Raw genomic sequence first — 24,242 nt, 5'->3', positions numbered from 1 at the left:
CAGATATGGCCACACGTACTTCCCCCGCGCCAAAACGTACCCCCAGCAGTAAATCCGGCGCATCCGCAGGCCGCAGCGGCTCCTCGGCAGCCAAATCCGGCCGCGCCGGATCTTCAGCCGGCAGCGCCCGCACGCGCCAGCTTCCCGCCGTCGAACACCGGCAGCCCTGGCTGCTGCGGGTGGCTGGCGGAGCATGGCTGGGCATCGGCCACCTGGTGGGCGGGGGAGTGCGCCGCATTGGCCAGGACGTCAGCGACCTCGCACCCGAAGACCGCCGTGACGGGGCCGCCCTGTTCAACTTGGCCTTGGCGGTCTTCATCGCCACCTTCGCCTGGTGGGGCTTCCGCGGCTGGTTCCCGGACGCCGTCTACGCCGTGGTCAACGGCACTTTCGGCTGGATGTCGCTCGTCCTGCCGCTCATGCTTTTCGTGTGCGCCTGCCGGCTGTTCCGGCAGCCCGTGGACGGCCGCGGAAACAACCGCGTGGGAATAGGCTTCCTCATCATGACCTTCGCCGGCTGCGGCATCGCGCACATCGTGGGCGGCCAGCCGACCGTCAGCGAGGGCTTTGACGGGCTGCGGCAGGCCGGCGGGATGCTGGGGTTCCTGGCCGCCTCCCCGCTGGCCGCCATCCACCCCGCCGTCCCGGTGGTCCTGTACGGGCTGCTTGCATTCGTGTCCGTGCTCATCGTCACGGCCACGCCGTTCGGAGCCATTCCGCGCCGGCTCCGCGGCGCCTATGAGCACCTGATGGGCATCGACCTTCAGGAGAACGACGGCAACGCCCACGACCGCAGCTACCTCTATGAAAACACTCCTCCCGCCCCGAAGAAGAAGCGCAAGCGGCTCTTTGGCAAGGACGAGGAAGCCGATCCCCGGCTGGAGGGCTACGTCGGGGACGAAGCCTTTGAGCACGCCGTCATCGACGACGACGACCCCTCACCGGACGCCGGCAAGGGAGGCCCCGCCGTGGCCCCCGGAGTCCGCCGCCCCACCCAGGCGGAGATCGCCGTCGAGAAGATCAAGGCAGCCCAGGGCCTCGGCGTTAAGGGCGCCGACGCCGAGAACGCCACGGAGGCCATCCCGCTGGTGGTCCCCGGCATGGCCGGTCCGGCGGCGCCCGGTGCAACTCCCGGCGCTGCCGCGCGGGTGCCTTCCAAGCCTGTGGCGCCTGCGCCGCTGCCCACCCCCATTCCGCAGCGCACGGAGCAGCTGTCCCTCGCGGGCGACGTCACCTACACACTTCCCTCGTCCGATGTGCTGACGCCCGGATCCGTTCCCAAGGAGCGCACGGAAGCGAACGACGCAGTCGTGGCCGCCCTGACGGACACGCTCCAGCAGTTCAACGTGGATGCCTCCGTGACCGGCTTCAGCCGCGGGCCCACCGTGACCCGCTACGAGATCGAACTGGCACCCGGCACCAAGGTGGAGCGGGTCACCGCACTGTCCAAGAACATCTCGTACGCCGTCGCCTCGAGCGACGTCCGCATCCTCAGCCCTATCCCGGGCAAGTCGGCCATCGGCATCGAGATCCCCAACACCGACCGTGAGACCGTGTCGCTCGGCGACGTCCTGCGCAGCCAGAACGCCCGCCGCACGGACCACCCCATGGTCATGGGCGTCGGCAAGGACGTCGAGGGCGGCTACGTCGTGGCCAACCTCGCGAAAATGCCCCACCTGCTTGTGGCCGGCGCCACCGGTGCCGGTAAGTCCTCGTTCGTGAACTCCATGATCACGTCGCTGCTGATGCGGGCCACCCCCGACGAGGTCCGCATGGTCATGGTGGACCCCAAACGCGTGGAACTTACCGCCTACGAGGGCGTGCCGCACCTCATCACGCCCATCATCACCAATCCCAAGAAGGCGGCCGAGGCGCTGCAGTGGGTGGTCCGCGAAATGGACGCCCGCTATGACGACCTCGCCAACTACGGCTTCAAACACGTCGACGACTTCAACAAGGCAGTGCGCGCCGGCAAGGTCCAGCCGCCCGTCGACTCCAAGCGCGTCATCCGGCCCTACCCTTACCTCCTGGTGATCGTCGACGAGCTCGCCGACCTGATGATGGTGGCGCCGCGCGACGTAGAAGACTCGATTGTCCGCATCACGCAGCTGGCGCGTGCCGCCGGCATCCACCTGGTGCTCGCCACGCAGCGGCCGTCCGTCGACGTGGTCACCGGCCTGATCAAGGCCAACGTGCCGTCCCGCATGGCCTTCGCCACGTCCTCCGTGACCGACTCCCGCGTGGTCCTCGACCAGCCAGGTGCGGAGAAGCTGATCGGGCAGGGTGACGCGCTGTTCCTCCCGATGGGTGCCTCCAAGGCGATGCGCGTGCAGGGCGCCTGGGTCAGCGAATCCGAGATCCACAAGGTGGTTGAACACGTCAAGGGCCAGCTCCAGGCCGTCTACCGTGACGACGTCGCCCCCGAAGCGGAGAAGAAGCAGATCGACGACGACATCGGGGACGATCTCGAAGTGCTGCTGCAGGCCACGGAGCTGGTGGTCACCACGCAGTTCGGCTCGACGTCCATGCTGCAGCGCAAGCTCCGCGTCGGGTTCGCCAAGGCCGGCCGCCTCATGGACCTGCTCGAATCACGCGGCGTGGTGGGCCCGTCGGAAGGCTCCAAAGCCCGCGATGTGCTGGTCAAGCCGGACGACCTCGCCGCCGTGCTCGCCGCGATGAAGGGGCAGGAAGCTCCTGCCTCACCCGATTCCCAGACCGCCGCGCTCAGCGACAACGCCAACGCCAACATCGCGCAGGGCGGCTATGCGGAGGACCTCGTTGCCGCCGATCTGGACAACCGCACCCAGAGCGTGGACTATTACGACGGGGCCGACGGTTCCGGTGACGACGGGGACGGATCCGAAGACGCCTGGTCCCTCACGGGCCGGTAGTTCCGAGGTGAAGACCAGGAAGCCGGCAGCGCCAAAGACGGTAGCCTAGAAGGGTGACTAGCACCGAAGCGACCGCGGCCGGCTCCAACAGCTCCGGGATCTGGAATCTTCCCAACATCCTCACGATGCTCCGCATTGTGCTGGTGCCGTTCTTCGTGTGGTTCCTCATCGCCGACGCCCCGGGCCTGCACAGCCAGTCCGGCGGATGGCGCTGGGCAGCCGTGGCGGCGTTCGCCGTCGCGATTTACACGGACAAGCTCGACGGCGACATCGCCCGCAGCAGGGGACTGGTCACCGATTTCGGCAAGATTGCCGACCCGATCGCGGACAAGCTGCTGACCGGATCGGCGCTGGTCATGCTGTGCGTCCTGAATGAGCTGCCCTGGTGGATCACGATCGTGATCCTGGTCCGGGAATGGGGGATCACGGCGCTGCGGTTCTTCGTGATCCGCTATGGCGTCATCCCGGCATCACGCGGCGGCAAGCTCAAGACGGTCGTCCAGACCGTCGCCATCTTCCTTTACCTCCTTCCGCTGGCGGCCATCGCACCGTGGCTGACTTGGGTGGCCCTGGCGGTAATGCTGGCAGCCGTGCTGATCACGGTCTGGACCGGCGTCGAATACGTTATTCAGGCACTGAAAGTCAGGTCGGAGGGGCTCCGCCGGCTGGCTGCCGACGCCGGCCACGACGAAAACGGGGAGGCCCAGCCGTGACGAATCTGCACCGGATCGCCGGGGAGGCCGTCGCTGCGGCCGTGGGGCGTGGCGTCACTGTCGCCACTGCGGAGTCGCTCACGGCCGGAATGGTCGCCGCCGTCCTGGCCGACACCCCCGGGGCGTCCGCCATGCTGCAGGGCGGCGTAATCTCCTACAACAACACTGTGAAGCGTGACGTCCTTGGTGTTCCGCAGGACCTGCTGGACGCCGTCGGGTCGGTGGACGAAGCGGTGGCTGCGGCCATGGCGGAAGGTGCCCGGCGGGTCTGCGGCGCGGACCTCGCAGTTTCCACCACGGGTGTGGCCGGACCCGATGCGCATGACGGCAAGGCCGTGGGTACGGTGTTCGTAGGCGTCGCCACCGCAGACGGTGTGCAGACCTTTCCCTATAACTTCCAAGGCACCCGGGCAGAGATCCGCGGGCTGGCCTGTGGCGCTGCATTGGAGCGGCTGCAGGCGGCCCTCGCTGCGTTAAGCTGAGTTTCCGGCCTCGCTGGTCTGGCCGCCTGACTGCGCTAAGCTACCCGGAGTAAGGTTGCCGGGAACAAAAAGCGAGTCCGAATAGTTGTCACATTGTGTCGCCTCTCCCTGAGGGAGGCGCCTAGGATGAAGAGAACATATGCGGTTTACGTCACAGTGAACCGGAACCATGAGGGAGCAAGGCGATACAGATGGTAAAGCAGCCCGTGTCCGTAAACGGCGTTGTCCGCTGGAAGGACGTGGGCCTCGCCGATCAGGCCAAGAGCGAACAGAAGGAGCGCAAGATGGTAGTACTTCGTCACGAAATCGGTGATGTACTGCGCGATGTCCGCCAGCGTCAAGGGCGTACCCTCCGCGAAGTCTCGCACAGCGCCCGGGTCTCCCTGGGTTACCTGAGTGAAGTGGAACGCGGCCAGAAGGAAGCTTCCTCGGAACTTCTCTCCTCGATCTGTTCGGCTCTGGATGTACCGCTTTCCAGCATGCTCCGCGAGGTCAGCGACCGCGTGGCTGTCGCCGAAGGCGTTGCCGTACCGGACACCGTCCCGCAGGAATTCTCCCAGCGTTACGGCCGCGACCTTGAACGCGACCTGAGCAGCGAGCTTAACAACGAGCTCGCCACGGAAATGCTTTCCGGCGCCCGGTAACAGGACCCGGAAACCCCGGCCAGATAACTGCAGTGAAGGCCTCCGGCATTGTGCCGGAGGCCTTCCCTGTGTCCTGTAATTTGTGCCCTGAAAATTTCCGTCAGGACACCCCGTGTTCTGACGGGTCCTGTTGCCTGTTGGACCCTGTCTCTGCTCGGTGTTCCTGTTAGGCGGTGTCCTGCTCGGAGGTGTTCCTGTTAGGAGGTGCCGTCGCGGGGGAAACCGTCGCGCTCGTAGGTGGCGTTGAGCTTGGCCATGTAGGCGGCCAGTGCCTCGAGGTCCTCCACCGGCCATTCGCCCAGGCGTTCACGGAACACCTGACGCCGGGCATCCTGCACCTGGTGCATCTTCTCTTCGCCCTCGGCGGTCAGCCGGATCGTTTGCGCCCGGCCGTCCAGCGGGTCGGCTTCCTTGAGCACCAGGCCGATGCTCTCCAGGAACGCGATCTGCCTGCTCACGGAGGGCTTGCCGACGCCGATGCAGGACGCGAGTTCGGTGAGCCGGATGGGGCCTTGCTTGCGGATCACGGTCAGCAGCCCGTAGGCGGCGGGCTCCATGTCCGGATGGACCTCGCGCGACAGCTGCTGGGAAACGGACCGCGCCCGTCGCCAGAAGATGCTGATCTGATGCTCCACGTTGGTCAGTGCCGTATCAAGCGTGTCCTCGAAGGGGGCTGCGGCTCCGGGGGCTTCAGCGGGGTTGCTCATGGCAACCATTCTAGAGTCAGCGTCCGTGAGAGACTGTATTGGGTGAGGATTAGTGATTTCTGGCGGCTGATGGACGACGAATTCGGGGCCGGCTACTCGCGCGTGCTGGGCGGTTCCCTCGTCCTGGCCGGAGTCGGCGGCCGGACGGCGAACCAGGCCCTCGCTGCCGGTGTCAGTCCGCGCGACATCTGGCTCGCGGTGTGCGACGTGCAGGACGTTCCCGAGGAGCGCCGCCTCGGCCGCGACATCAAGCCCCGCCAGAACGGACCGGACCTGGTCTGAGCGGCTGCCCGCCCGGCCGGGAAGCTGCTGACACGCCGACCGATTGTTCGAATATCTGTTCGGGTGCGACTATGCTTTTTGCCAGCGGGTTATCCACATACGCACGCCTGCCCGGTAAGAATGTCAGCGGGTGGCACTAGCGTCGGTGATGACAGACAAAGGGCCGCAGAGGCCCCTCCAAAGCGAGAAAGCATTAGAGGTGTGAACCATGGCGGCAGCCCCGGATCGTGAAAAAGCGCTTGAAGCAGCGCTCGCGCAGATTGACAAGCAGTTCGGCAAGGGATCGATCATGCGGCTGGGCGACGAAACACGCGCCCCCATCGAGGTCATCCCCACCGGCTCCATCGCACTGGACGTCGCCCTGGGAATCGGAGGACTCCCGCGGGGCCGCGTCATCGAAATCTACGGACCGGAATCGTCGGGTAAGACCACCGTGGCCCTGCACGCCGTGGCCAACGCCCAGCGCAACGGCGGCATCGCCGCGTTCATCGACGCCGAGCACGCCCTTGACCCCGAGTACGCCGCCAAGCTCGGTGTGGACACGGACGCCCTGCTGGTCTCCCAGCCGGACACCGGTGAACAGGCGCTGGAGATCATGGACATGCTGGTGGGATCCGGCTCCCTGGACATCGTGGTCATCGACTCCGTGGCAGCCCTGGTGCCGCGCGCGGAAATCGAAGGCGACATGGGCGACAGCCACGTCGGCCTGCAGGCCCGCCTCATGAGCCAGGCCCTGCGAAAGATCACCGGCCGGTTGAGCCAGACCAAGACCACCGCCATCTTCATCAACCAGCTGCGCGAAAAGATCGGTGTGTTCTTCGGCTCACCCGAAACCACCACCGGTGGTAAGGCGCTGAAGTTCTACGCGTCCGTGCGCATCGACGTCCGCCGCATCCAGACCCTGAAGGAAGGTGCCGATTCCGTCGGTAACCGCACCAAGGCCAAGATCGTCAAGAACAAGATGGCCCCGCCCTTCAAGGTCGCCGAATTCGACATCATCTACGGCCAGGGCATCTCCCGCGAGGGCGGCATCATCGACATGGGCGTGGAGCACGGCATCATCAAGAAGTCCGGCTCCTGGTTCACGTACGACGGCGACCAGCTCGGCCAGGGCATGGAGAACTCGCGCCGCTTCCTGCGAGACAACCCGGAACTCGCCGCGGAACTGGAACGGCTCATCAAGGAAAAGCTCGGCGTGGGAACCAAGCCCGCAGCCGACGCTGAGGCCTCACCGAAGCTGAAGGCCGTTGACGGCTTCTAGCAAACGCCGGTCCTCTTCGGCCTTCGCCGAGGCCGGAGGGGACCGCACCGGAGGGGACCGCATCGCAGGATTCACACCGCCGACAGGACCCACGCCGCCGACAGGACCCAGCCCGGAACCCGAGGAGGACCGGGACGCGGATCCCGCGTCGGTGGCGCGCGCCATCGTCCTGCGCCAGCTGACCGCATCACCCAAGAGCCGGCTGCAGCTTGAACGCAAGCTGGCCGAGCGCAACGTGCCGGAGGACGTCGCCGCGGCCGTGCTGGACCGCTTCGAGGAGGTCCGGCTTGTTGACGACGCCGAATTCGCGGACATGTGGGTGCGGAGCCGGTCGCAGTCGAGGAAACTGGCCAAGGGAGCCCTCCGCCGGGAACTCGCGGACAAGGGCATTGACGCTGACACGGCGGCCTCGGCCCTGGAGCAACTCAGTGACGAGGACGAGGAAGCCGCCGCGCGCCAGCTCGTGGAACGCAAGCTGCGGCCGGGGACGGACCTGTCGGACCGGGCGGAGCGGGACAAGACCACGCGGCGGCTCGCGTCCATGCTCGCCCGCAAGGGGTACCAGCCCTCGCAGGCCTTCCGGATCGTGGCCGAGGTCCTTGACGCAGCGGAAGCCGGTGGGCGCAGCACGTACGCGTAGCAGCCGGTACCCTTATTGGGTGAGTCTGACCTTTCCTTCCCCCGCAACCGGCACCGAGAACGACCCCGCTGGTGACGCCGGCGCGCACCGCACCTACCAGGTGCGCACCTTCGGCTGCCAGATGAACGTTCACGACTCCGAGCGGATGGCCGGGATGCTTGAGGCTGCCGGCTACGTGCCCGCGGACGGTGCCCAGGCCGACGTCGTGGTCTTCAACACCTGCGCTGTGCGGGAGAACGCGGACAACAAGCTCTACGGCAACCTCGGCCAGCTGGCGCCGATCAAGGCAGCCAACCCGGGGATGCAGATCGCCGTCGGCGGCTGCCTCGCCCAGAAGGACCGCGAAACCATCCTGAAGAAGGCGCCCTGGGTGGACGCCGTCTTCGGCACGCACAACGTCGGTGCCCTGCCCGCCCTCCTGGACCGGGCGCGCCACAACAACGAGGCGCAGCTGGAGATCCTCGAGTCGCTGGACGTCTTCCCGTCGACTCTGCCCACCAAGCGCGACTCGGTCTATTCGGGCTGGGTGTCCATTTCGGTGGGTTGCAACAACACCTGCACCTTCTGCATCGTCCCCGCCCTGCGCGGCAAGGAAAAGGACCGCCGGCCGGGGGAGATCCTCGCCGAGGTCCAGGCCCTGGTGGACGACGGCGCCATCGAGGTGACGCTCCTGGGCCAAAACGTGAACTCGTACGGCGTGGAATTCGGCGACCGCCAGGCCTTCTCCAAGCTGCTGCGCGCCTGCGGCGAGATCCCGGGCCTGGAGCGGGTGCGTTTCACGAGCCCCCACCCGGCCGCGTTCACCGATGACGTCATCGACGCCATGGCCGAGACGGCCAACGTCATGCCGCAGCTGCACATGCCGCTCCAGTCGGGGTCGGACAAGGTGCTGCGCGACATGAAGCGTTCCTACCGGTCGGCAAAGTTCCTCGGCATCCTGGACAAGGTCCGCGCCAAGATGCCACACGCCGCGATCTCCACGGACATCATCGTCGGATTCCCGGGGGAGACCGAGGAGGACTTCCAGGCAACCCTGGACGTTGTCGAAAAGTCACGCTTCGCCACCGCCTTCACCTTCCAGTACTCCAAGCGGCCCGGCACACCGGCAGCCGACCTGCCGGACCAGCTGCCCAAGGCCGTCGTGCAGGAACGCTTTGAGCGGCTCACCGCGCTCCAGGACCGCATTGCGGCCGAAGAAAACGCCAAGCAGCTCGGCCGCCGCGTCGAGGTCATGGTCACCGCCCAGTCCGGCCGCAAGTCCGAGGAAACCCACCGGCTCTCGGGCCGTTCCCAGGACCAGCGTCTGGTTCACTTCACGGTGCCCGAGGGTGCTCCCGCCCCGAGGCCCGGTGACCTGGTGACAGTGACCATTACTGAGGCCGCCGCCTTCCACCTGATCGCAGACCCGGCCACCGCAGCCGACTACTCCCTGCGCCGGTCCCGCGCCGGCGACGCCTGGGACCGGGCGCAGGCAGACTCCTGCGGCGCGCCTGCACCGAGTGCAGCCGGGGCTGGCAGGACCGGCGTGTCGCTGGGCATGCCCTCGCTCCCGGCGCGGAGCAGCTGACCCGGTGGCGGGCCAGCCCCCCGTCATAGCTGTCGTTGGACCCACCGGATCGGGCAAGTCCGACCTCGCCGTCGATCTTGCCCTCGCCCTGGACGGCGAGGTGATCAACGCCGACGCCATGCAGTTCTACCGCGGCATGGACATCGGCACCGCCAAGGTCACCGAGGCTGAACAGCGGGGCGTTCGGCACCACTTGCTGGACATCCTGGACGTGACGCAGGAGGCGTCGGTATCCGACTTCCAGCAGCAGGCGAGGGACGCCATCGCCGACATCCACCGCCGCGGCAAACGCGCCGTCCTGGCCGGCGGGTCCGGCCTGTATGTCCGCGCCGCCCTGGACGTGCTGGACTTTCCGGGAACCGACCCTGAAATCCGCGCCCGGCTCGAACAGGAGAACGCCGAGGCAGGCACTGATGTGCTGCTGGACCGGCTCCGGGCGGTGGATCCTGTCTCCGCCGGGCGCCTCGGCGACGCCCGCCGCATCATCCGCGCGCTGGAGGTGTTCGAACTGACGGGCCGCCCGTTCAGCTCGTTCATGCCGACGCGGGAGTACCACCAGCCGGCCGTCCAGGTCGGTCTGGAAGTGGACCGGGAGCAGCTGCGCGACCGGCTCGCCGTCCGCGTGCACCGGATGGTGGAGCGGGGGCTGCTGGCGGAAGTCGGGCGTCTGGACGCCCAGGGCCTGCGCCGCGGCAAGACCGCACCGCGCGCACTGGGCTACGCCCAGTTCCTCAAAGTGCTCGACGGCGAAGCGGACGTGCCGCAGGCGGCCGAGGAGACCATCGTGGCCACCAGGCAGTTCGCCCGCCGGCAGCTGACGTGGTTCCGGGCCGATCCCCGCATCAGCTGGCTCGACTGGCAGGACCCTGAGCTGGCTGCAAAGGCCGCCAACCTCTGCCGCTGAGCCCCGACGGAAGAAAAACCCTTATGACCCTCGCCGTTGCCACCACGCCAAAGCGCGCCTCGCGGCGGACCCTCACCGTTGCGGTCGCCTCGCTGCTGGGGGCGACGCTGTTCTGGGCCGGCAACTACGTCGTCGGAGCCGGCGCGGTGGCGAGCATCGACCCCCTCAGCCTGGTTCTGCTGCGGTGGTCGCTGGCCCTGGTTCCGCTGCTGGTCATCGCGCAACTGGTGGAGCGCCCGCAATGGCGCCAGGTGCTGGCCGCCTGGCCGTGGCTGATCGCACTGAGTGTGTCCGGTCTGCTGGGCTACAACCTGCTTTTGTACACGGCCCTCGAGCATACGGATGCATTCAACGCGTCCCTCATCAATGCGTTCAACCCTGCGCTGATCACCCTGGCCGCTGCCGCCTTCCTGCGCGAACGCCTGACCCTCAGGGCAGTGGGCGGCGTCCTGATCGCGCTCGTGGGCGTCCTTCTGGTCCTCAGTAACGGCAACGCTGGCAGGCTGCTGCACGCCGGATTCGGTACCGGCGAGCTGTTCATGATCGGGGCCATCGGAGCGTGGTCCGCCTACACGATCACTGGGCGGCTGGCCCCGCCGCTGCCCCCGATAACCGCCACGGCCCTCCAGGCCGCGATCACCATCGTGGTCCTCGCCCCGTTCAGCCTCGCTGCCGGCGGTCCGTCCCTGCCCTCCGCGCCGGGGGCCATCGCCTCCCTTGCTTTTATTGCGCTCTTTCCTTCGGTGCTGTCATACCTGCTCTGGAACCGCGCGCTGACGGTCATCCCCGCCGGCAGGGCCGGAGTGTTCCTTAACCTCATCACCGTCTTCACGGCTTTGTTCACCATCCTCAGCGGGCACCCCTACACCGTCGCCCAGATAGCAGGCGGCGTGATCGTCATCGCCGGCATCCTCCTGACCAGCACCCGCGGACCGGGTAGCAGGTCCAGGCCGTTTTTCGGGCGCCGCCGGCGGGCGGGTAACCTTGAACCATGAATGAAACCCTTGCAGAAGCAGCCCGGCCCGCCGCCACCACACTGAGCGGACTGCGGTTCTCCAAGGGCCATGGCACCGGCAACGACTTCGTCCTGGTTGCCGACCCCGAGGGCGTGCACGCCATCTCCCCGGAGCAGGTCGCCCAGCTGTGCGACCGCCACCGCGGCATCGGCGGTGACGGCCTCATCCGCGCTGTCCCGTCCCGTCTCCTGGACGAGGGCCGGCAGATTCTTGCCGAAAATCCCGACGCCGAGTGGTTCATGGATTACCGCAACGGTGACGGTTCCCTGTCGGAAATGTGCGGCAACGGCGTGCGCGTGTTCGTCCACTTCCTGCTTGCCGAAGGCCTCGCTGAGCTGCCCGCCGGCGGCGCACTGACCATCGGCACCCGCGGCGGCGTCAAGACCATCGTCCGCACAGCTGAGGGCTACGCCGTCGACATGGGCCCCTGGGAATTCATCTTCCCGGACGAGGCAGCGGCCCGCGCCATGGATTCGCTGGTCAGCGCCGACGGACTCGAGGTGCCGCGGCCGGCACTGTCCGTCAGCATGGGCAACCCCCACACGGTGGTTGCCCTGGCCGAGCTCTCCGAACTCCGGGACACCCGGCTCTTCACCGCCCCGCACGTCGACCCCACTCCGGTGAACGGCACCAACGTCGAGTTCGTCGTCCCGGCCGAGCCGCTGGTGCACGACGGCGTGGGCACCGTGACCATGCGGGTCCACGAACGCGGTGTCGGCGAAACGCAGTCCTGCGGAACCGGCGCATGCGCCGCCGCGGTCGCGATCCGCCACTGGGCCGGGCAGGGCGCACCGGACGCCTGGCAGGTGAAGGTGCCGGGCGGCGTCGTGGGCGTGAAGTTCTTCACAGTCGCTGGCGGCCGCGAGCATGTCGAGCTCAGCGGACCCGCAACGATCGTCGCTACCGGGACGCTTTCCTGACGCGAAGGATCCTGAACGACTTGGACGTGCTCTCCCGCGACACGGTGAAGGTGTCGTCCAGAACCTCCGCCAGCCAGCGCTGAAGCGAATCCGAGCCCAGGTTCTTCTGCACCACCAGCCATGCCGAACCGCCCGGTGCCAGCCTCGGCAGCCAGAGCAGCAGGAGTGAGTGCAGTTCATCCTTGCCGATCCGGATCGGAGGGTTGGACCAGATGGTGTCGAAGCGGATTTCGGGGTCGACGCCCTCCGGCGTGCTGGCCGCGACATTGTTCAGCCCAAGCAGTTCTGCGTTGCCGTTCGTGAGCGCTATGCAGCGCTCATTGACGTCCACTGCGTAGACCTGCGCGTGCGGCGCCCGCAGCGCCATGGTCAGCGCGATGGGTCCCCATCCGCAGCCGATGTCGAGCAGGTTTCCCTGCGGTGCGGGAGCGGGGACCTCGGCCAGCAGGATGGCCGTCCCCTTGTCGATGCCGTCGGGGCTGAAAATGCCGGATGAGGTCTGCAGCTTCCGCGTTTCACCGGCCAGCTCCACTGTGAGGGGCTTGCGGGTGAACGGCCCCGCGGGTGAGGCGCTGAAATAGTGGGCAGACTCCATAACTGGCCAGATTAGTGGCCCGCCCGCCTGATGGGAAACCGGCCAGCTGCCAAACCGGTCCTGCTGTTCTGCTATCCTAGAACGCATGTTCCTGATTTTTGAGTAGCCGGCTTTCTTTGCCCGCGGCCTTCAGCCGCCGGTACCGGCCCGGGGCTTCCTCCCGACGCGACGCAGGTCCTGCCTTTGATAGGCGCAGCTCCTTCCGCCCGGTGCGCAGTTCGAAACAGCGCAGCCCACACAGCACTCGATCAGTCCACTTCCCGCCGGCCCAGCGTGTCCGCTGCCGGCATGTCAGGAGCACCTCCATGACCCCTCGCAGTCAGCCCAGCGCGAATACCGCAGCCAAGGGCGGCAATCAGCACTATTCTGAAGATGCAGAACCTTCAAAGGAGACCATGACCAATCAGCAAAATTCCGGATCCGAGCCAGCCGCCCAGGACATGAGTCCCGAGGAGATCCAGGCTGTCATCGACCGGATTCTCGCCAAGGACGTCCCGGCCAGGAACGCAGCGGCAGCCGACGGCAGCCGCGCCGACAGCAAGGGTGTCCTGGGCAAGGCGCAGGCCATCTCGCAGCTCGCGGAAGAGCACAGCACGTTCGACGGCGACCAGCAGGACCTCGAGGAACGCCGCGCACTGCGGCGCACGGCCGGGCTGTCCACCGAACTCGAGGACGTCACCGAGGTTGAATACCGGCAGCTGCGTCTGGAACGCGTTGTTCTCGCCGGCCTCTGGAGCGAAGGCACGCTCGCCGACGCCGAGAACTCGCTGCGCGAACTCGCAGCGCTGGCGGAAACGGCGGGCTCGGAAGTCCTTGACGGGCTGGTCCAGCGGCGGGCCAAGCCGGATCCCGGCACCTTCCTCGGGGCGGGCAAGGCCTTGGAGCTCAAGGACGTGGTGATGTCCACCGGCGCCGACACGGTCGTGGTGGACGCAGAGCTCGCCCCGTCCCAGCGGCGCGGCCTTGAAGACATTGTCAAGGTGAAGGTCATCGACCGCACGGCCCTCATCCTGGACATCTTCGCCCAGCACGCCAAGAGCCGCGAAGGCAAGGCCCAGGTGGAGCTGGCACAGCTCGAATACCTCCTTCCGCGCCTCCGCGGCTGGGGTGAATCCATGTCCCGCCAGGCCGGTGGCCAGGTGGGCGGCGCAGGCGCCGGCATGGGCTCACGCGGTCCCGGTGAAACCAAGATCGAACTCGACCGGCGGCGGATCCGCACCCGGATGGCCAAGCTGCGGCGCGAGATCGCCGCGATGAAGCCGGCACGGGAGACCAAACGGGCCAACCGCCGTCGTAATGAGGTCCCGTCAGTGGCCATTGCCGGATACACCAACGCCGGCAAGTCCTCGCTGCTGAACCGCCTCACCGACGCCGGCGTGCTGGTGGAGAACGCCCTGTTCGCCACCCTGGACCCCACCGTCCGCAAGGCCGAGACCTCAGACGGCGTCGGTTACACACTGGCCGACACCGTCGGCTTCGTCCGGTCGCTTCCCACCCAGCTGGTGGAGGCCTTCCGCTCCACCCTGGAGGAAGTGGCGGATGCGGACCTGATCCTGCACGTTGTGGACGTGTCCCACCCGGACCCGGAGGGCCAGATCGCCGCGGTGCGCTCGGTGTTCGCCGAGGTGGACGCCCGCAAGGTGCCCGAGATCATCGTCCTGAACAAGGCCGACGCCGCCGATCCTTTTGTGGTGGAGCGGCTGAAGCAGCGCGAACCGCGGCACGTGGTGGTTTCGGCGCGCACGGGGGAGGGCATCGCTGAGCTGCTCGCTGCCATCAGCGAGTCCATCCCGCGGCCCAACGTCAAGATGCAGCTCCTCGTCCCGTACCACCGCGGCGATCTCATCAGCAAGCTCCACGACTCCGACGCGGAGATCCTGAGCCTGGATCACGAAGAGGGCGGAACCCGCGCCGTGGTCATGGTCCGGGAAGGCCTCGCGGCTGAACTGGAATCCTTCAGCACCGATGACTGACGGGGCGGCAGCGGCCGGCGCAGCGGACAATGCCTCTACCACGGCCGGCGAGCAGCATGTGCTTGACCTGCTCGACCGTGCCGTGGCGGGCATGGGCGGCCAAAGCCGCAGCGGCCAGCACGAGATGGCCCGGCAGGTGGCGCGCGCCATCGAAACGGGTGACCATCTGCTGGTGCAGGCCGGCACGGGAACCGGCAAGTCGCTGGCTTACCTGGTCCCGCTCATCGCGCACTCGCTGGAGAGCAACAAGCCTGCGCTGGTGTCCACTGCCACCCTCGCGCTGCAGACCCAGATCGTGGGCCGGGACCTTCCCCGGCTGCTGGAAAGCCTCAAACCGGCACTCGACCGGCCGGTGAAGATTGCGCTGGTCAAGGGCCGCGCCAACTACGTCTGCCGGCACAAGCTCGAGGGCGGCTTTCCCTCTGAGGAGCCCTCGGAGGGACAGCTCTTCTCGCTGGGTGAGGACACCAGCGTCCCGCACTTCGCCGCGTCCGTGGGCGGCCCCTCGTCGCAGCTCGGCAAGGAGGTGGTCCGGCTCCGCGAATGGGCGGAACAGACCACCACGGGTGACCGTGACGAGCTGCTTCCCGGCGTCACGGACCGGGCATGGCGGCAGGTGTCCGTCACGTCCATGGAGTGCCTTGGCTCGCAGAAGTGCCCCCTCGCGGAGGAGTGCTTCAGTGAGCTTGCCCGCCATAACGCCACGGAAGCCGACGTCGTGGTGACCAACCACGCCATGCTGGCCGTCAGCGCGTTCGAGGGACTCGCTGTATTGCCGGAGTACGACGTCGTGGTGGTGGACGAAGCGCACGAACTCCAGGACCGGGTGACCGGCGCGGTTTCGGGGCAGCTGTCGGTGGCCATGGTCCACGCCGCAGCGTCCGGCGCCCGCAAGCACACCGGCATTACCGTTGACGCGCTGAACACCGCGGCCGCGAACCTTGAGGTGGCTCTCGCCGGCGTTCCCAGCGGCCTGCTGCCCAACGGCCTGAACGACGAGCAGCTGGACTGTGTGGACCAGCTTCGCGAGGCCTGCCGGGCTGCGCTGTCGGATTCCAAGGGGGACAGCAATACAACGGCCGACGGCGGGCGGCAGCTCGCGCGCTCCCGCCTGCTGGTGATTTTGGAGCTTTGCGAACGGCTCGTCGCCGCCCGGGAAAACCGGGAAGTGGTCTGGTTCTCCCGGAACAGCACGTTTGATCCGCAGCAGGGATACTCGGCGCCCGACGAGACGGCCCCGGCGCTGGTCAACATCGCCCCGCTGAGTGTCGCGGGCCGGCTCCGGGAAGGCCTGTTCGCCGGGCATACCGTGGTGCTGACATCGGCCACTCTCGCCATCGGCTCTGCCTTCGAGCCCGCCGCAGGCGGGCTGGGCCTGGTCGGGGAGGGCGCGCCGAACTGGACCGGCGTCGATGTGGGTTCGCCCTTCGACTACCCGCGGCAGGGCATCCTCTACGTGGCGGGCCACCTGCCGAAGCCTGGCCGTGGCACGTCGCCCGAAGCGCTGGACGAACTCGAGTCGCTGATCCGTGCCTCCGGCGGGGGAGCGCTCTGCCTGTTCTCCTCGCGGCGGGCCGCCGAGGAAGCGGCAGACGCCCTCCGCACCCGGCTGGATGTCAGCATCCTCTGCCAGGGCGAGTCCACCATGACGGCCCTGGTGAAGCAGTTCGCCGACGAACCGGACACGTGCCTGTTCGGCACGATGTCACTGTGGCAGGGCGTCGATGTGCCGGGCGGATCGTGCCGCCTGGTGGTCATTGACAGGATTCCCTTCCCGCGGCCTGACGACCCGCTGATGACGGCGCGGTCCCGTGCCGTTGCCCAGGCAGGCGGCAACGGCTTCATGTCCGTGTCGGCCACGCATGCGGCCATCAGGCTGGCCCAGGGCGCGGGGCGGCTCATTCGGTCCACGAATGACAAGGGCGTCGTGGCGGTGCTGGATTCCCGGCTGTCCACGGAACGTTATGGCGGGTTCCTGCGGGCCGCCCTGCCGCCGTTCTGGCCGACGACCGACCGGAAGACCGCCGTCGCGGCCCTCGAAAGGCTCGCCGGCGCGCAGGCATGACGAAGCCCCGGGCTGGAGCAGCCCGGGGCTGAAGTTTTCTGGGGAACAAGCCCCTAGACGCTACAGCGAGCGGAGTACGGAAACCACCTTGCCCATGACAACGGCGTGGTCGCCGAGGATGGGTTCGTACTGGGTGTTCTGGGGCAGCAGCCAGGTGTGGCCGTCCCGCTGCCGGAAGGTCTTGACCGTGGCTTCGTCGTCGAGCAGCGCCGCCACAATGTCACCGTTGACTGCGTCGCTTTGCCGGCGGACCACCACCCAGTCCCCGTCGCAGATGGCGGCGTCCACCATGGAGTCGCCGGCGACCTTGAGCATGAACAGTTCGCCGTGGCCCACCAGCTGGCGGGGCAGCGGCATCAAATCCTCCACCATCTGGTCCGCGAGGATGGGGCCGCCGGCGGCGATCCGGCCGACCAGCGGGACCATGGCGGTGTCCATCGCGCTGGGCAGTTCGGACACAGGGGCGCCTGCCGTGCTCAGGGTCGGGGCCTTGTCTGCGCCGCCGGATTTCGCCCCCGCATCCAGGGTGAGCGGCATCAGGACCTCCATGGCGCGCGGACGCTTCGGGTCCCGCCGCAGGTAGCCAAGCTTTTCCAGCTGCGAGAGCTGATGGGTCACGCTGGAGAGGCTGGCCAGGCCGACGGTGTCGCCGATTTCCCGCATCGACGGCGGGTAGCCGTTCTCGTTGACCGAACGCTGGATCGTTTCCAGGATCTTCTTCTGGCGGAGTGTCAGTCCCTTGGGGGTCCGCTGAGACCGCGGGCTGCGCTGGGGAGCCTTGCCGTCAGAGGCCTGTGCTGCCATGTTCGCCAACGCCTTTCCGTTCCTCCCGGCCGCGGTAGCTGAAGTGGCCGGGAACTTCCGGCCTGAAATGTCAGACCCTGCTGATCAACTGCAGATGTGGTTGTTCTGTGATTTCCAACGTAGGCCAGCCATACGGCTTTTTCAAACATTTGTTCTAGCGAGTCTCGACTTAATTCGTTGATAGGTGCTAAAACTAGGAAAAGCAAAGTTCGAACATGTGTTCTAGTGAGGGCCGCTTGATAGCCCGGTGTTCGAACTGTTTGTTCGAACGCGAGGCAGCACAACTTGGTCCAGGAGGGCTCACGCCATGTCAGCTTCAACCGCAGCAGCAACCCAGTCCCGCGCCGCGCACCGGTCCGGCAGCATGCACCATTCCAGTGCAGCTTCCCGGCCCGGCAAGCCGCCGCGCCTTCGGCTCACCCGACGTGGCCGGATTGTCCTGATCGGGCTGCCGCTGGTCCTGCTCGCCGCCGTGATCCTGTCGCTGGCCGGGCTCCTCAACTCGCCGGCGAAGGCTGCGGACAGTGCCAGCGGACTGTCCGTCACGCCGACGGTTTCGGTCACTGTGCAGCCCGGTGAATCACTCTGGGCCATCGCCGGAAAGGTCGACCCGGACCGCGACCCCCGGGACGTCATTGCGGACATCGTCCAGCTCAATGACCTTCAGGCCGGGAAGGTGATGCCCGGGCAGCAGCTGTTTGTGCCCAACAAGTAACGCCCGGCCCAACCAAGTAACGCCCTGCCCAACAATGGCCCCGTGCCCGACAAGTAGCGCCCCGTGCGCAAGCAGGCGCGCGGTTCTGCGGGTGCCCGGAACCGTCACAGTTTCCGGCCAGCCCTCTGCGTTACTTAAACTGTCTAGGTGACTGACCAGCTTGAGCGACTGAACCGACTGCCCCTGCGGACCAACCTGAGGGGGCTGTCCCCTTACGGCGCCCCGCAGCTTGACGTTCCGATCCTGCTCAACGTCAACGAGAACACGCATGGCGTGCCCGCCGACGTGCGGGCGGCCATCACCGCGGCGGTAAGCGAGGCCGCCACCGGACTCAACCGGTATCCCGACCGCGAATTCACGGAACTTCGCGAAGCCCTGGCGGAATACCTTGGCCACGGGCTCGGCGCGGACAACCTCTGGGCGGCCAACGGTTCCAACGAGGTGCTCCAGCAGATCCTCCAGGCCTTCGGCGGCCCGGGCCGGTCGCTCCTGAGCTTCCCGCCGACATACTCCATGTACCCCCTGCTCGCCAGCGGCACGGACACCGCCTACATCGCCGGAAAGCGCGCCGATGACTACGGCCTCAGCGCCGAGTCGGCCGCGAGCCAGGTACGCGAACTCCAGCCGAACATCGTCTTCCTGTGCTCGCCCAACAACCCCACCGGCACCGGCCTGGGCCTGGATGTGGTGGAAGCCGTCTACGAGGCGGGCGAGGCCAGCCAGGCGGTCGTTGTCGTGGATGAGGCTTACCACGAGTTCGCGCACGACGGCACGCCGAGCGCACTCACCCTGCTGCCCGGCCGGGAGCGGCTCATCGTCTCCCGGACCATGAGCAAGGCATTCGCCCTGGCCGGTGCCCGGCTCGGTTACATGGCCGCCGCCCCGGAGGTGACCGACGCCCTCCGGCTGGTGCGCCTGCCGTACCACCTCTCGGCCGTCACGCAGGCCACCGCCCTGGCCGCGCTGCAGCACCGCGAGGCGCTCATGGCCGACGTCCAGGACATCAAGCGCCAGCGCGACCGGATTGTCGCGGAGCTAACCCGGATGGGCCTCCGGCCCGCAGCCTCCGACTCCAACTACGTCTTCTTCGGCGGGCTGGAGAACCCCCACGGGGTCTGGCAGGAACTCCTGGACGCGGGGGTGCTTGTCCGGGATGTCGGCATCACCGGCCACCTGCGGGTCACCGCCGGCACTGAGACGGAAACCACAGCCTTCCTGGAAGCACTGGAAAGCATCCTGGCCCGGCAAGCTGCACTTCCGGCCTAAACTTGAACATGGACCAGGTCAGGTCCGCCCCCATCCTTCGTCAAAGGACATCTATCACCATGAGCGACACCGGAATCAAGGCTGCCGAGGCACGGACTGCACGCATGGAGCGTGCCACCAGCGAATCTTCCGTGCTGGTGGAGATCAACCTCGACGGCACCGGCGTGTCGGACATCAGCACCTCGGTCCCCTTCTACGACCACATGCTGACGGCGCTGTGCAAGCACTCACTCATCGACATGACCGTGAAGGCCACCGGGGACACCCACATTGACGTCCACCACACCGTCGAGGATGTTGCCATCACGTTCGGCGAGGTGCTGCGCACCGCCCTGGGCAACAAGGCAGGCATCCGCCGCTTCGGCGAGGCCACCGTGCCCCTGGACGAGGCTCTTGCACACGCCGTCGTCGACGTCTCGGGCCGGCCCTACCTGGTGCACGGCGGCGAGCCCGCGGGGCAGGAGTACCACCTGATCGGCGGCCACTTCACGGGATCTCTGACCCGGCACGTCTTCGAGGCAATCACGCTGCACGCCGGCATCTGCCTGCACATGAACGTCATCGCCGGCCGGGACCCGCACCACATCGTGGAAGCCCAGTTCAAGGCCTTCGCCCGGGCACTGCGCGCGGCCGTCGAGCCGGATCCCCGCGTCGAAGGCATTCCGTCCACCAAGGGAGCATTGTGACCGGCAAGGTATTGCGCGAGGGCGCGATCATCGACCCCTCGGCCACGCTGAAGCCGGCCTCCCCGGAGGGCAAGCCCACCGTCACCGTCCTGGACTACGGCTCCGGCAACGTCCGTTCGGCCGTGCGTGCCCTGGAACGCGCCGGTGCCGAGGTGATCCTGAGCTCCAAGCCCGAGGACGTGCTGAACGCTGACGGCCTGGTCGTGCCCGGCGTCGGTGCCTTCGAAACCGTTATGCGCGAACTCAAGGCCGTCGATGGCATCCGGATGATTGGCCGCCGCGTTGCCGGCGGCCGTCCGGTGCTCGGCATCTGCGTCGGCCTGCAGGTGCTCTTCGAAGCCGGTGTGGAACACGGAACCGAAGCCGAAGGCATGGGCGAGTGGCCCGGCAAGGTGGAGCTCCTTCCCGCCGAAGTGGTGCCGCACATGGGATGGAACACTGTCAAGGTCCCGGAAGGATCCAGGCTGTTCGACGGTGTCCAGAATGAGCGCTTCTACTTCGTGCACTCGTACGGCGTCCAGAACTGGGATTTCGACGTCATCCAGCCCCGGATGGCGCCGCCCCTGGTCACGTGGTCAGAGCACGGCGCCCCGTTCATCGCCGCCGTCGAGAATGGCCCCCTGTGCGCCACCCAGTTCCACCCGGAAAAGTCAGGCGACGCCGGTGCCCGGCTGCTCAGGAACTGGGTCGACGGGCTCCGCGGTCCGCACTCCCGGCAGGCGGCGGACGCCTAAATGTGGTCAATTCTCCTGATGGGACTGGCCGGCCTCCTGGTAGGCGGCGGCCTGTCCTTCAGGCAGCAGCGCAAGCCGCTCTGGATCCAGATCGGGTTCTACGTGCTGGCTGCCATGTCGCTGCTGGCCGCCTACCTGCTGACCCTCCCCGGCAAATAACCATCCAGCCCGCCGTGCGCCCGCAGAAGAACCCGCGCACGGGAACAGGGTTCAAAGAACCAGAGCGCCTACAAGAACTGAGGAACCGCCGATGACCAGCCAAAACGAGCTGCCGGTACTTGAACTGCTCCCCGCTGTCGACGTCGTGAACGGCCAGGCTGTCCGCCTGGTCCAGGGCGAGGCCGGCAGCGAAACGAGCTACGGAACGCCGCTGGAGGCAGCGCTGAACTGGCAGCAGCAGGGCGCGGAGTGGGTCCATCTGGTGGATCTGGATGCGGCCTTCGGACGCGGTTCGAACGCGGACCTGCTGCGCGAAGTGGTGGGCCGGCTGGACATCAAGGTGGAGCTTTCCGGCGGGCTTCGGGACGACGAGTCCCTGGAAAAGGCGCTGGACCTGGGCGTCGCCCGGGTCAACCTCGGCACCGCGGCCCTGGAGAACCCGGAATGGACGGCACGGGCCATCGACCGCTTTGGTGACCGGATCGCCGTCGGCCTCGACGTCCGGGGAACCACCCTGGCCGGACGCGGCTGGACCAAGGAAGGCGGCGACCTCTGGGACGTGCTGGGCCGCCTCGAAGAGGCCGGCTGCGCACGCTACGTTGTCACCGACGTGACCAAGGACGGCACGCTGCAGGGACCGAACGTTGAACTGCTGCGGCAGATGGTGGAGAAGACCGGCAAGCCCGTGGTGGCCTCCGGCGGCATTTCCAGCCTCGATGACCTGAAGGTGCTGCGCTCCCTGGTGCCGCTCGGCGTCGAAGGCGCCATCGTGGGCAAGGCCCTGTACGCCGGCGCCTTCACCCTGCCCGAAGCCCTCGACGTCGCCGGCCGCCGCTAAGGCACGGCCGTGACCGAGCACCAGCACAATTCCCCGGACCCCGGTGTACCGGACCCGGGTGTACCGGGCGCCGGCGTTTCGGGCACGGACGTGCCGCCGGCACGCCGGCTGCCCGGTCACATCGAGGCCGCCCTCGCCGGAGCGGGCGGCGCCACTGATTCGGCGGGCCAGCCCTGGGCCGGGCGCAGCCTCGCCGGCGAGGACGCCAAGATCCACAATTTTGAGGACGACGACGGCACGGCCGACGCCGGCTACCTCACCGCAGTCGCCGCCCTCGTCGCCGGCGACGGAGACGAAGCCGCGGTGGTTGCCTCGCTGGCTACCGCCCGCGTCTTCGTCCCCGTAGTGGCGCAGCTGGCGGAGGAAGCCGAGGGGGCTCACGGCGTGCACGCCGACAAGCAGGCGGACATGGCGCTGGTGACGCTCAAGGCGCCGGACGGCCGGCTCGCCATGCCGGTGTTCACGTCGGCCGCAGCCCTGGCGGCGTGGCACCCGGAGGCACGGCCCGTGGCCGTTTACGCCGCGAGGGCCGCGCTGTCAGCAGTCTCCGAGGGGGCCGAGCTCCTCGTCGTGGACCCTGGTTCCGACGTTACCTTCGTGGTTCGGCGCCCTGGCGTCTGGGCCCTCGCCCAGCAGCGGCAGTGGGTGCCCGCCTACCAGGACAGCGAGCTCGCAGCAGTGCTTCGCGCCGGAGCCGAAGGCGAACCCGCGGTCCGCGGACTCGACGTCCTTCCCGGCGGGGGAGTGGCCACTGCCACAGCCTCCGGCAGCCGGGTCGAAGGCGGCGGAGCCGGACCGGAGCTGCGGGTGGTGCTCTACCTGGAGGATGGACTCGACGCCGCTGCGGTCCAGAACCTCGTTGCCGGCCTCCAGGCCGAGTGGAGCAGGAATGTATTGTTTGGTGAGCGCGTTGATTCGATCGAAGTCAAACTAAGGCGCGCCGCGCAGTAACCGCCGACCGGTGGAGGTCCGTTCAGTTGCTGTCCGGCGGCTGAACCGAGGACCCACCTGTGAATTTCACCCTGTACCGGGAGCTGCTGGCCGTCAGGCCCATACGGCGGCTCCTGGCCGTCGGCATGATCGCCCGCATCCCCCATTCGGCGGCGGGCGTGCTGCTGACCCTGCACATTGTCCTGACCCTCGGCGAGGGCTATGCCGCTGCAGGAACGGCAGCGGCCGTGATGACCATCGGCATCGCGCTCGGCGCACCCTGGCGCGGACGCCGGGTGGACACGGCGGGCCTTCGCACTGCGCTGATACCTTCAGTGATTTCGGAAACCGTCATCTGGTCCATCGTGCCGCACGTGTCCTACCAGTGGCTGCTGCCGCTCGTGTTCGTGGGCGGCCTGCTGACGCTTCCCATTTTCAGCGTGGTGCGGCAGTCCCTCGGGGTCCTGGCGGACGGCGACCAGCGCAGGACCGCCTTCGCCCTGGATGCGGTCAGCACCGAGCTGGTGTTCATGATCGGCCCGGCCGCAGGTGCTGTGGTGGCAACGAGCGGCCACTCGGTGCTTGGGCTGACCGCCGTCGGTGTCTCGACGTCGCTGGCCGGGCTCTTCCTGATGTGGTTCAACCCGCCCACCCGCAGTCCGGTCCGCTCCGAATCCTGCGAGGCGGACGAGCAGGAGGCTGCGGAGGTGGCCGTTGTGGCCGCGGCGCCGGCACACCTGCAGGAGGCTGCGGCTGAGCTCGGTCCGGCGGCTGCGGGCAGCAGGCGGCGGGCAGCCCTGAAACGCAGGGTGGCCCACAGCTTCGCCTGGTTTACCGCCGGTGTCGCTGCGGTGTTCGCGGTGGCCGCCGGCGCCGGCATGGTGCTCAGCGGTACCGACGTGGGCATCGTGGCCGCGCTGGAGACCGGCGGCCACCAGGGCGAGATCGGCGTCGTGTTCCTCTTCTGGTGCGCGGCGTCGGTGATCGGCGGCCTCGTGTACGGGGCCATGCACCGGCCCGTTTCCCCGATCCTCCTGCTGCTCGGCATGGCGGCCCTCACCATTCCCATGGGGTTCGCCACCGACACCCTGACCCTCAGTCTGCTGTCGCTGCTGCCGGGGCTCCTCTGCGCGCCGGTCCTTTCGGCGGCCTCCGAGAAGGTTGCCGAACTGGTGGACGAGGAAAGGCGGGGCGAGGCCATGGGCTGGTACGGGTCCGCGCTGACCGCCGGTGTGGCACTGGGGGCTCCGCTGGCCGGGCTGTTCATCGACGGTATCGGGCCGGCGGGAGGCTTCGTGTCCGTCGGCGTGGCAGGCGTGCTGCTGTGCGTCGTGGGGCTCGTCCTGCAGCAGCGCCGGCGCCGCGCCGGCACCCCCTGACGGACGCCAGCCCCTGACGGACAGCACCTCCTGACCGTCACCGCGGGGACGGTCACCCGGGACGGTCGCAC

General features: G+C 67.8%; 24 protein-coding genes. 21 read left to right on the top strand and 3 right to left on the bottom strand.

Annotation, left to right across the window (positions count from 1 at the left end; translation table 11 throughout):
* Window positions 1-5 precede the first annotated feature (5 nt).
* From R5O87_RS05850 to R5O87_RS05835, 4 genes are all read left to right on the top strand, one after another.
* Window positions 6-2,891 (top strand): FtsK/SpoIIIE family DNA translocase, encoded by a 2,886-nt coding sequence (locus R5O87_RS05850; RefSeq protein ID WP_410558123.1) that lies wholly within the window; start codon window positions 6-8, stop codon window positions 2,889-2,891.
* A gap of 53 nt (window positions 2,892-2,944) precedes the next feature.
* Window positions 2,945-3,604, top strand: a complete 660-nt coding sequence (gene pgsA / locus R5O87_RS05845) for a CDP-diacylglycerol--glycerol-3-phosphate 3-phosphatidyltransferase (protein WP_410558122.1) — start codon at window positions 2,945-2,947, stop codon at window positions 3,602-3,604.
* Window positions 3,601-4,086, top strand: coding sequence for a CinA family protein (locus R5O87_RS05840; RefSeq protein WP_410558121.1), 486 nt, complete (start codon window positions 3,601-3,603; stop codon window positions 4,084-4,086). The genes pgsA and R5O87_RS05840 overlap by 4 nt, the downstream gene beginning before the upstream one ends.
* A gap of 191 nt (window positions 4,087-4,277) precedes the next feature.
* Window positions 4,278-4,730 (top strand): helix-turn-helix domain-containing protein, encoded by a 453-nt coding sequence (locus tag R5O87_RS05835; RefSeq protein ID WP_003798764.1) that lies wholly within the window; start codon window positions 4,278-4,280, stop codon window positions 4,728-4,730.
* Window positions 4,731-4,927: 197 nt separating this feature from the next.
* Here the strand turns inward: R5O87_RS05835 and R5O87_RS05830 are convergent, their stop codons facing one another.
* Window positions 4,928-5,437 (bottom strand): MarR family winged helix-turn-helix transcriptional regulator, encoded by a 510-nt coding sequence (locus R5O87_RS05830; protein ID WP_410558120.1) that lies wholly within the window; start codon window positions 5,435-5,437, stop codon window positions 4,928-4,930.
* Window positions 5,438-5,479: 42 nt separating this feature from the next.
* On the opposite strand from R5O87_RS05830, the gene R5O87_RS05825 reads away from it, so the two are divergent.
* From R5O87_RS05825 to dapF, 7 genes are all read left to right on the top strand, one after another.
* Entirely contained in the window at window positions 5,480-5,719 is a 240-nt protein-coding gene (locus R5O87_RS05825; RefSeq protein ID WP_410558119.1) for a DUF3046 domain-containing protein, read from the top strand.
* A 208-nt stretch (window positions 5,720-5,927) separates the two neighbouring features.
* Window positions 5,928-6,980, top strand: coding sequence for a recombinase RecA (gene recA, locus R5O87_RS05820; protein WP_076798124.1), 1,053 nt, complete (start codon window positions 5,928-5,930; stop codon window positions 6,978-6,980).
* A 151-nt stretch (window positions 6,981-7,131) separates the two neighbouring features.
* Window positions 7,132-7,620 (top strand): regulatory protein RecX, encoded by a 489-nt coding sequence (locus R5O87_RS05815; protein ID WP_410558196.1) that lies wholly within the window; start codon window positions 7,132-7,134, stop codon window positions 7,618-7,620.
* 19 nt (window positions 7,621-7,639) lie between these two features.
* Complete coding sequence (gene miaB / locus R5O87_RS05810) at window positions 7,640-9,187, top strand: tRNA (N6-isopentenyl adenosine(37)-C2)-methylthiotransferase MiaB (RefSeq protein ID WP_410558118.1); 1,548 nt, start codon at window positions 7,640-7,642, stop codon at window positions 9,185-9,187.
* Between the two features lie 4 nt (window positions 9,188-9,191).
* Window positions 9,192-10,091 carry a tRNA (adenosine(37)-N6)-dimethylallyltransferase MiaA gene (miaA, locus tag R5O87_RS05805; protein WP_410558117.1) on the top strand — a complete coding sequence of 300 codons (900 nt, stop codon included), beginning with the start codon at window positions 9,192-9,194 and terminating at the stop codon, window positions 10,089-10,091.
* A 23-nt stretch (window positions 10,092-10,114) separates the two neighbouring features.
* Window positions 10,115-11,086 (top strand): DMT family transporter, encoded by a 972-nt coding sequence (locus R5O87_RS05800; protein ID WP_410558116.1) that lies wholly within the window; start codon window positions 10,115-10,117, stop codon window positions 11,084-11,086.
* Window positions 11,083-12,027 carry a diaminopimelate epimerase gene (gene dapF / locus R5O87_RS05795; protein WP_410558115.1) on the top strand — a complete coding sequence of 315 codons (945 nt, stop codon included), beginning with the start codon at window positions 11,083-11,085 and terminating at the stop codon, window positions 12,025-12,027. The genes R5O87_RS05800 and dapF overlap by 4 nt, the downstream gene beginning before the upstream one ends.
* Here the strand turns inward: dapF and R5O87_RS05790 are convergent.
* Window positions 12,008-12,622, bottom strand: coding sequence for a class I SAM-dependent methyltransferase (locus tag R5O87_RS05790; protein WP_410558114.1), 615 nt, complete (start codon window positions 12,620-12,622; stop codon window positions 12,008-12,010). The genes dapF and R5O87_RS05790 overlap by 20 nt on opposite strands.
* A gap of 395 nt (window positions 12,623-13,017) precedes the next feature.
* Here R5O87_RS05790 and hflX point away from each other — a divergent pair, with 395 nt between their 5' ends.
* Window positions 13,018-14,595, top strand: a complete 1,578-nt coding sequence (gene hflX / locus R5O87_RS05785; RefSeq protein WP_410558113.1) for a GTPase HflX — start codon at window positions 13,018-13,020, stop codon at window positions 14,593-14,595.
* A complete protein-coding gene (locus tag R5O87_RS05780; RefSeq protein ID WP_410558111.1) occupies window positions 14,588-16,660 on the top strand; it encodes an ATP-dependent DNA helicase in 2,073 nt (690 codons plus the stop codon). Before hflX ends, R5O87_RS05780 begins: the two co-directional genes overlap by 8 nt.
* A 60-nt stretch (window positions 16,661-16,720) precedes the next feature.
* Here the strand turns inward: R5O87_RS05780 and lexA are convergent, their stop codons facing one another.
* The gene (gene lexA / locus R5O87_RS05775) at window positions 16,721-17,464 is read right to left on the bottom strand and encodes a transcriptional repressor LexA (protein WP_410558110.1); all 744 of its coding nucleotides are present in this window, start codon (window positions 17,462-17,464) and stop codon (window positions 16,721-16,723) included.
* 364 nt (window positions 17,465-17,828) lie between these two features.
* Here lexA and R5O87_RS05770 point away from each other — a divergent pair, with 364 nt between their 5' ends.
* The 8 genes from R5O87_RS05770 to R5O87_RS05735 all read left to right on the top strand — a co-directional run bounded on the left by R5O87_RS05770 (window position 17,829) and on the right by R5O87_RS05735 (window position 24,171).
* Window positions 17,829-18,179 carry a LysM peptidoglycan-binding domain-containing protein gene (locus R5O87_RS05770; protein WP_410558195.1) on the top strand — a complete coding sequence of 117 codons (351 nt, stop codon included), beginning with the start codon at window positions 17,829-17,831 and terminating at the stop codon, window positions 18,177-18,179.
* A 147-nt stretch (window positions 18,180-18,326) separates the two neighbouring features.
* Entirely contained in the window at window positions 18,327-19,445 is a 1,119-nt protein-coding gene (locus R5O87_RS05765) for a histidinol-phosphate transaminase (RefSeq protein ID WP_410558109.1), read from the top strand.
* Between the two features lie 59 nt (window positions 19,446-19,504).
* Window positions 19,505-20,131 (top strand): imidazoleglycerol-phosphate dehydratase HisB, encoded by a 627-nt coding sequence (gene hisB / locus R5O87_RS05760; RefSeq protein WP_003798736.1) that lies wholly within the window; start codon window positions 19,505-19,507, stop codon window positions 20,129-20,131.
* Window positions 20,128-20,865: an imidazole glycerol phosphate synthase subunit HisH gene (gene hisH / locus R5O87_RS05755; RefSeq protein ID WP_410558108.1), complete on the top strand. Its 738-nt coding sequence runs from the start codon at window positions 20,128-20,130 to the stop codon at window positions 20,863-20,865. Before hisB ends, hisH begins: the two co-directional genes overlap by 4 nt.
* Window positions 20,866-21,024: a hypothetical protein gene (locus R5O87_RS05750; RefSeq protein WP_306922126.1), complete on the top strand. Its 159-nt coding sequence runs from the start codon at window positions 20,866-20,868 to the stop codon at window positions 21,022-21,024. It abuts the gene before it with no gap.
* Between the two features lie 91 nt (window positions 21,025-21,115).
* Entirely contained in the window at window positions 21,116-21,862 is a 747-nt protein-coding gene (gene priA / locus R5O87_RS05745) for a bifunctional 1-(5-phosphoribosyl)-5-((5-phosphoribosylamino)methylideneamino)imidazole-4-carboxamide isomerase/phosphoribosylanthranilate isomerase PriA (RefSeq protein ID WP_087873510.1), read from the top strand.
* Window positions 21,863-21,952: 90 nt separating this feature from the next.
* Window positions 21,953-22,813, top strand: a complete 861-nt coding sequence (locus R5O87_RS05740; protein WP_410558194.1) for an SseB family protein — start codon at window positions 21,953-21,955, stop codon at window positions 22,811-22,813.
* 59 nt (window positions 22,814-22,872) lie between these two features.
* The gene (locus R5O87_RS05735; protein WP_410558106.1) at window positions 22,873-24,171 is read left to right on the top strand and encodes an MFS transporter; all 1,299 of its coding nucleotides are present in this window, start codon (window positions 22,873-22,875) and stop codon (window positions 24,169-24,171) included.
* Window positions 24,172-24,242 lie beyond the last annotated feature (71 nt).

The sequence above is a fragment of the Arthrobacter globiformis genome, assembly GCF_046536215.2.
Taxonomy (GTDB): Bacteria; Actinomycetota; Actinomycetes; order Actinomycetales; family Micrococcaceae; genus Arthrobacter; species Arthrobacter globiformis_E.
Note: the sequence above shows the minus strand (reverse complement) of the source record. Positions and strands in the feature narration are given on the sequence as shown.

Bases quoted from the DNA above. Each gene is read 5' to 3' on its own strand.
- priA (WP_087873510.1), top strand. From the start codon at position 21,116: ATGACCAGCCAAAACGAGCTGCCGGTACTTGAACTGCTCCCCGCTGTC.
- hflX (WP_410558113.1), top strand. From the start codon at position 13,018: ATGACCAATCAGCAAAATTCCGGATCCGAGCCAGCCGCCCAGGACATG.
- R5O87_RS05780 (WP_410558111.1), top strand. From the start codon at position 14,588: ATGACTGACGGGGCGGCAGCGGCCGGCGCAGCGGACAATGCCTCTACC.
- R5O87_RS05750 (WP_306922126.1), top strand. From the start codon at position 20,866: ATGTGGTCAATTCTCCTGATGGGACTGGCCGGCCTCCTGGTAGGCGGC.
- R5O87_RS05770 (WP_410558195.1), top strand. From the start codon at position 17,829: ATGCACCATTCCAGTGCAGCTTCCCGGCCCGGCAAGCCGCCGCGCCTT.
- dapF (WP_410558115.1), top strand. From the start codon at position 11,083: ATGAATGAAACCCTTGCAGAAGCAGCCCGGCCCGCCGCCACCACACTG.
- R5O87_RS05835 (WP_003798764.1), top strand. From the start codon at position 4,278: ATGGTAAAGCAGCCCGTGTCCGTAAACGGCGTTGTCCGCTGGAAGGAC.
- hisB (WP_003798736.1), top strand. From the start codon at position 19,505: ATGAGCGACACCGGAATCAAGGCTGCCGAGGCACGGACTGCACGCATG.
- R5O87_RS05830 (WP_410558120.1), bottom strand. From the start codon at position 5,437: ATGAGCAACCCCGCTGAAGCCCCCGGAGCCGCAGCCCCCTTCGAGGAC.
- recA (WP_076798124.1), top strand. From the start codon at position 5,928: ATGGCGGCAGCCCCGGATCGTGAAAAAGCGCTTGAAGCAGCGCTCGCG.
- lexA (WP_410558110.1), bottom strand. From the start codon at position 17,464: ATGGCAGCACAGGCCTCTGACGGCAAGGCTCCCCAGCGCAGCCCGCGG.
- R5O87_RS05790 (WP_410558114.1), bottom strand. From the start codon at position 12,622: ATGGAGTCTGCCCACTATTTCAGCGCCTCACCCGCGGGGCCGTTCACC.
- R5O87_RS05850 (WP_410558123.1), top strand. From the start codon at position 6: ATGGCCACACGTACTTCCCCCGCGCCAAAACGTACCCCCAGCAGTAAA.
- R5O87_RS05800 (WP_410558116.1), top strand. From the start codon at position 10,115: ATGACCCTCGCCGTTGCCACCACGCCAAAGCGCGCCTCGCGGCGGACC.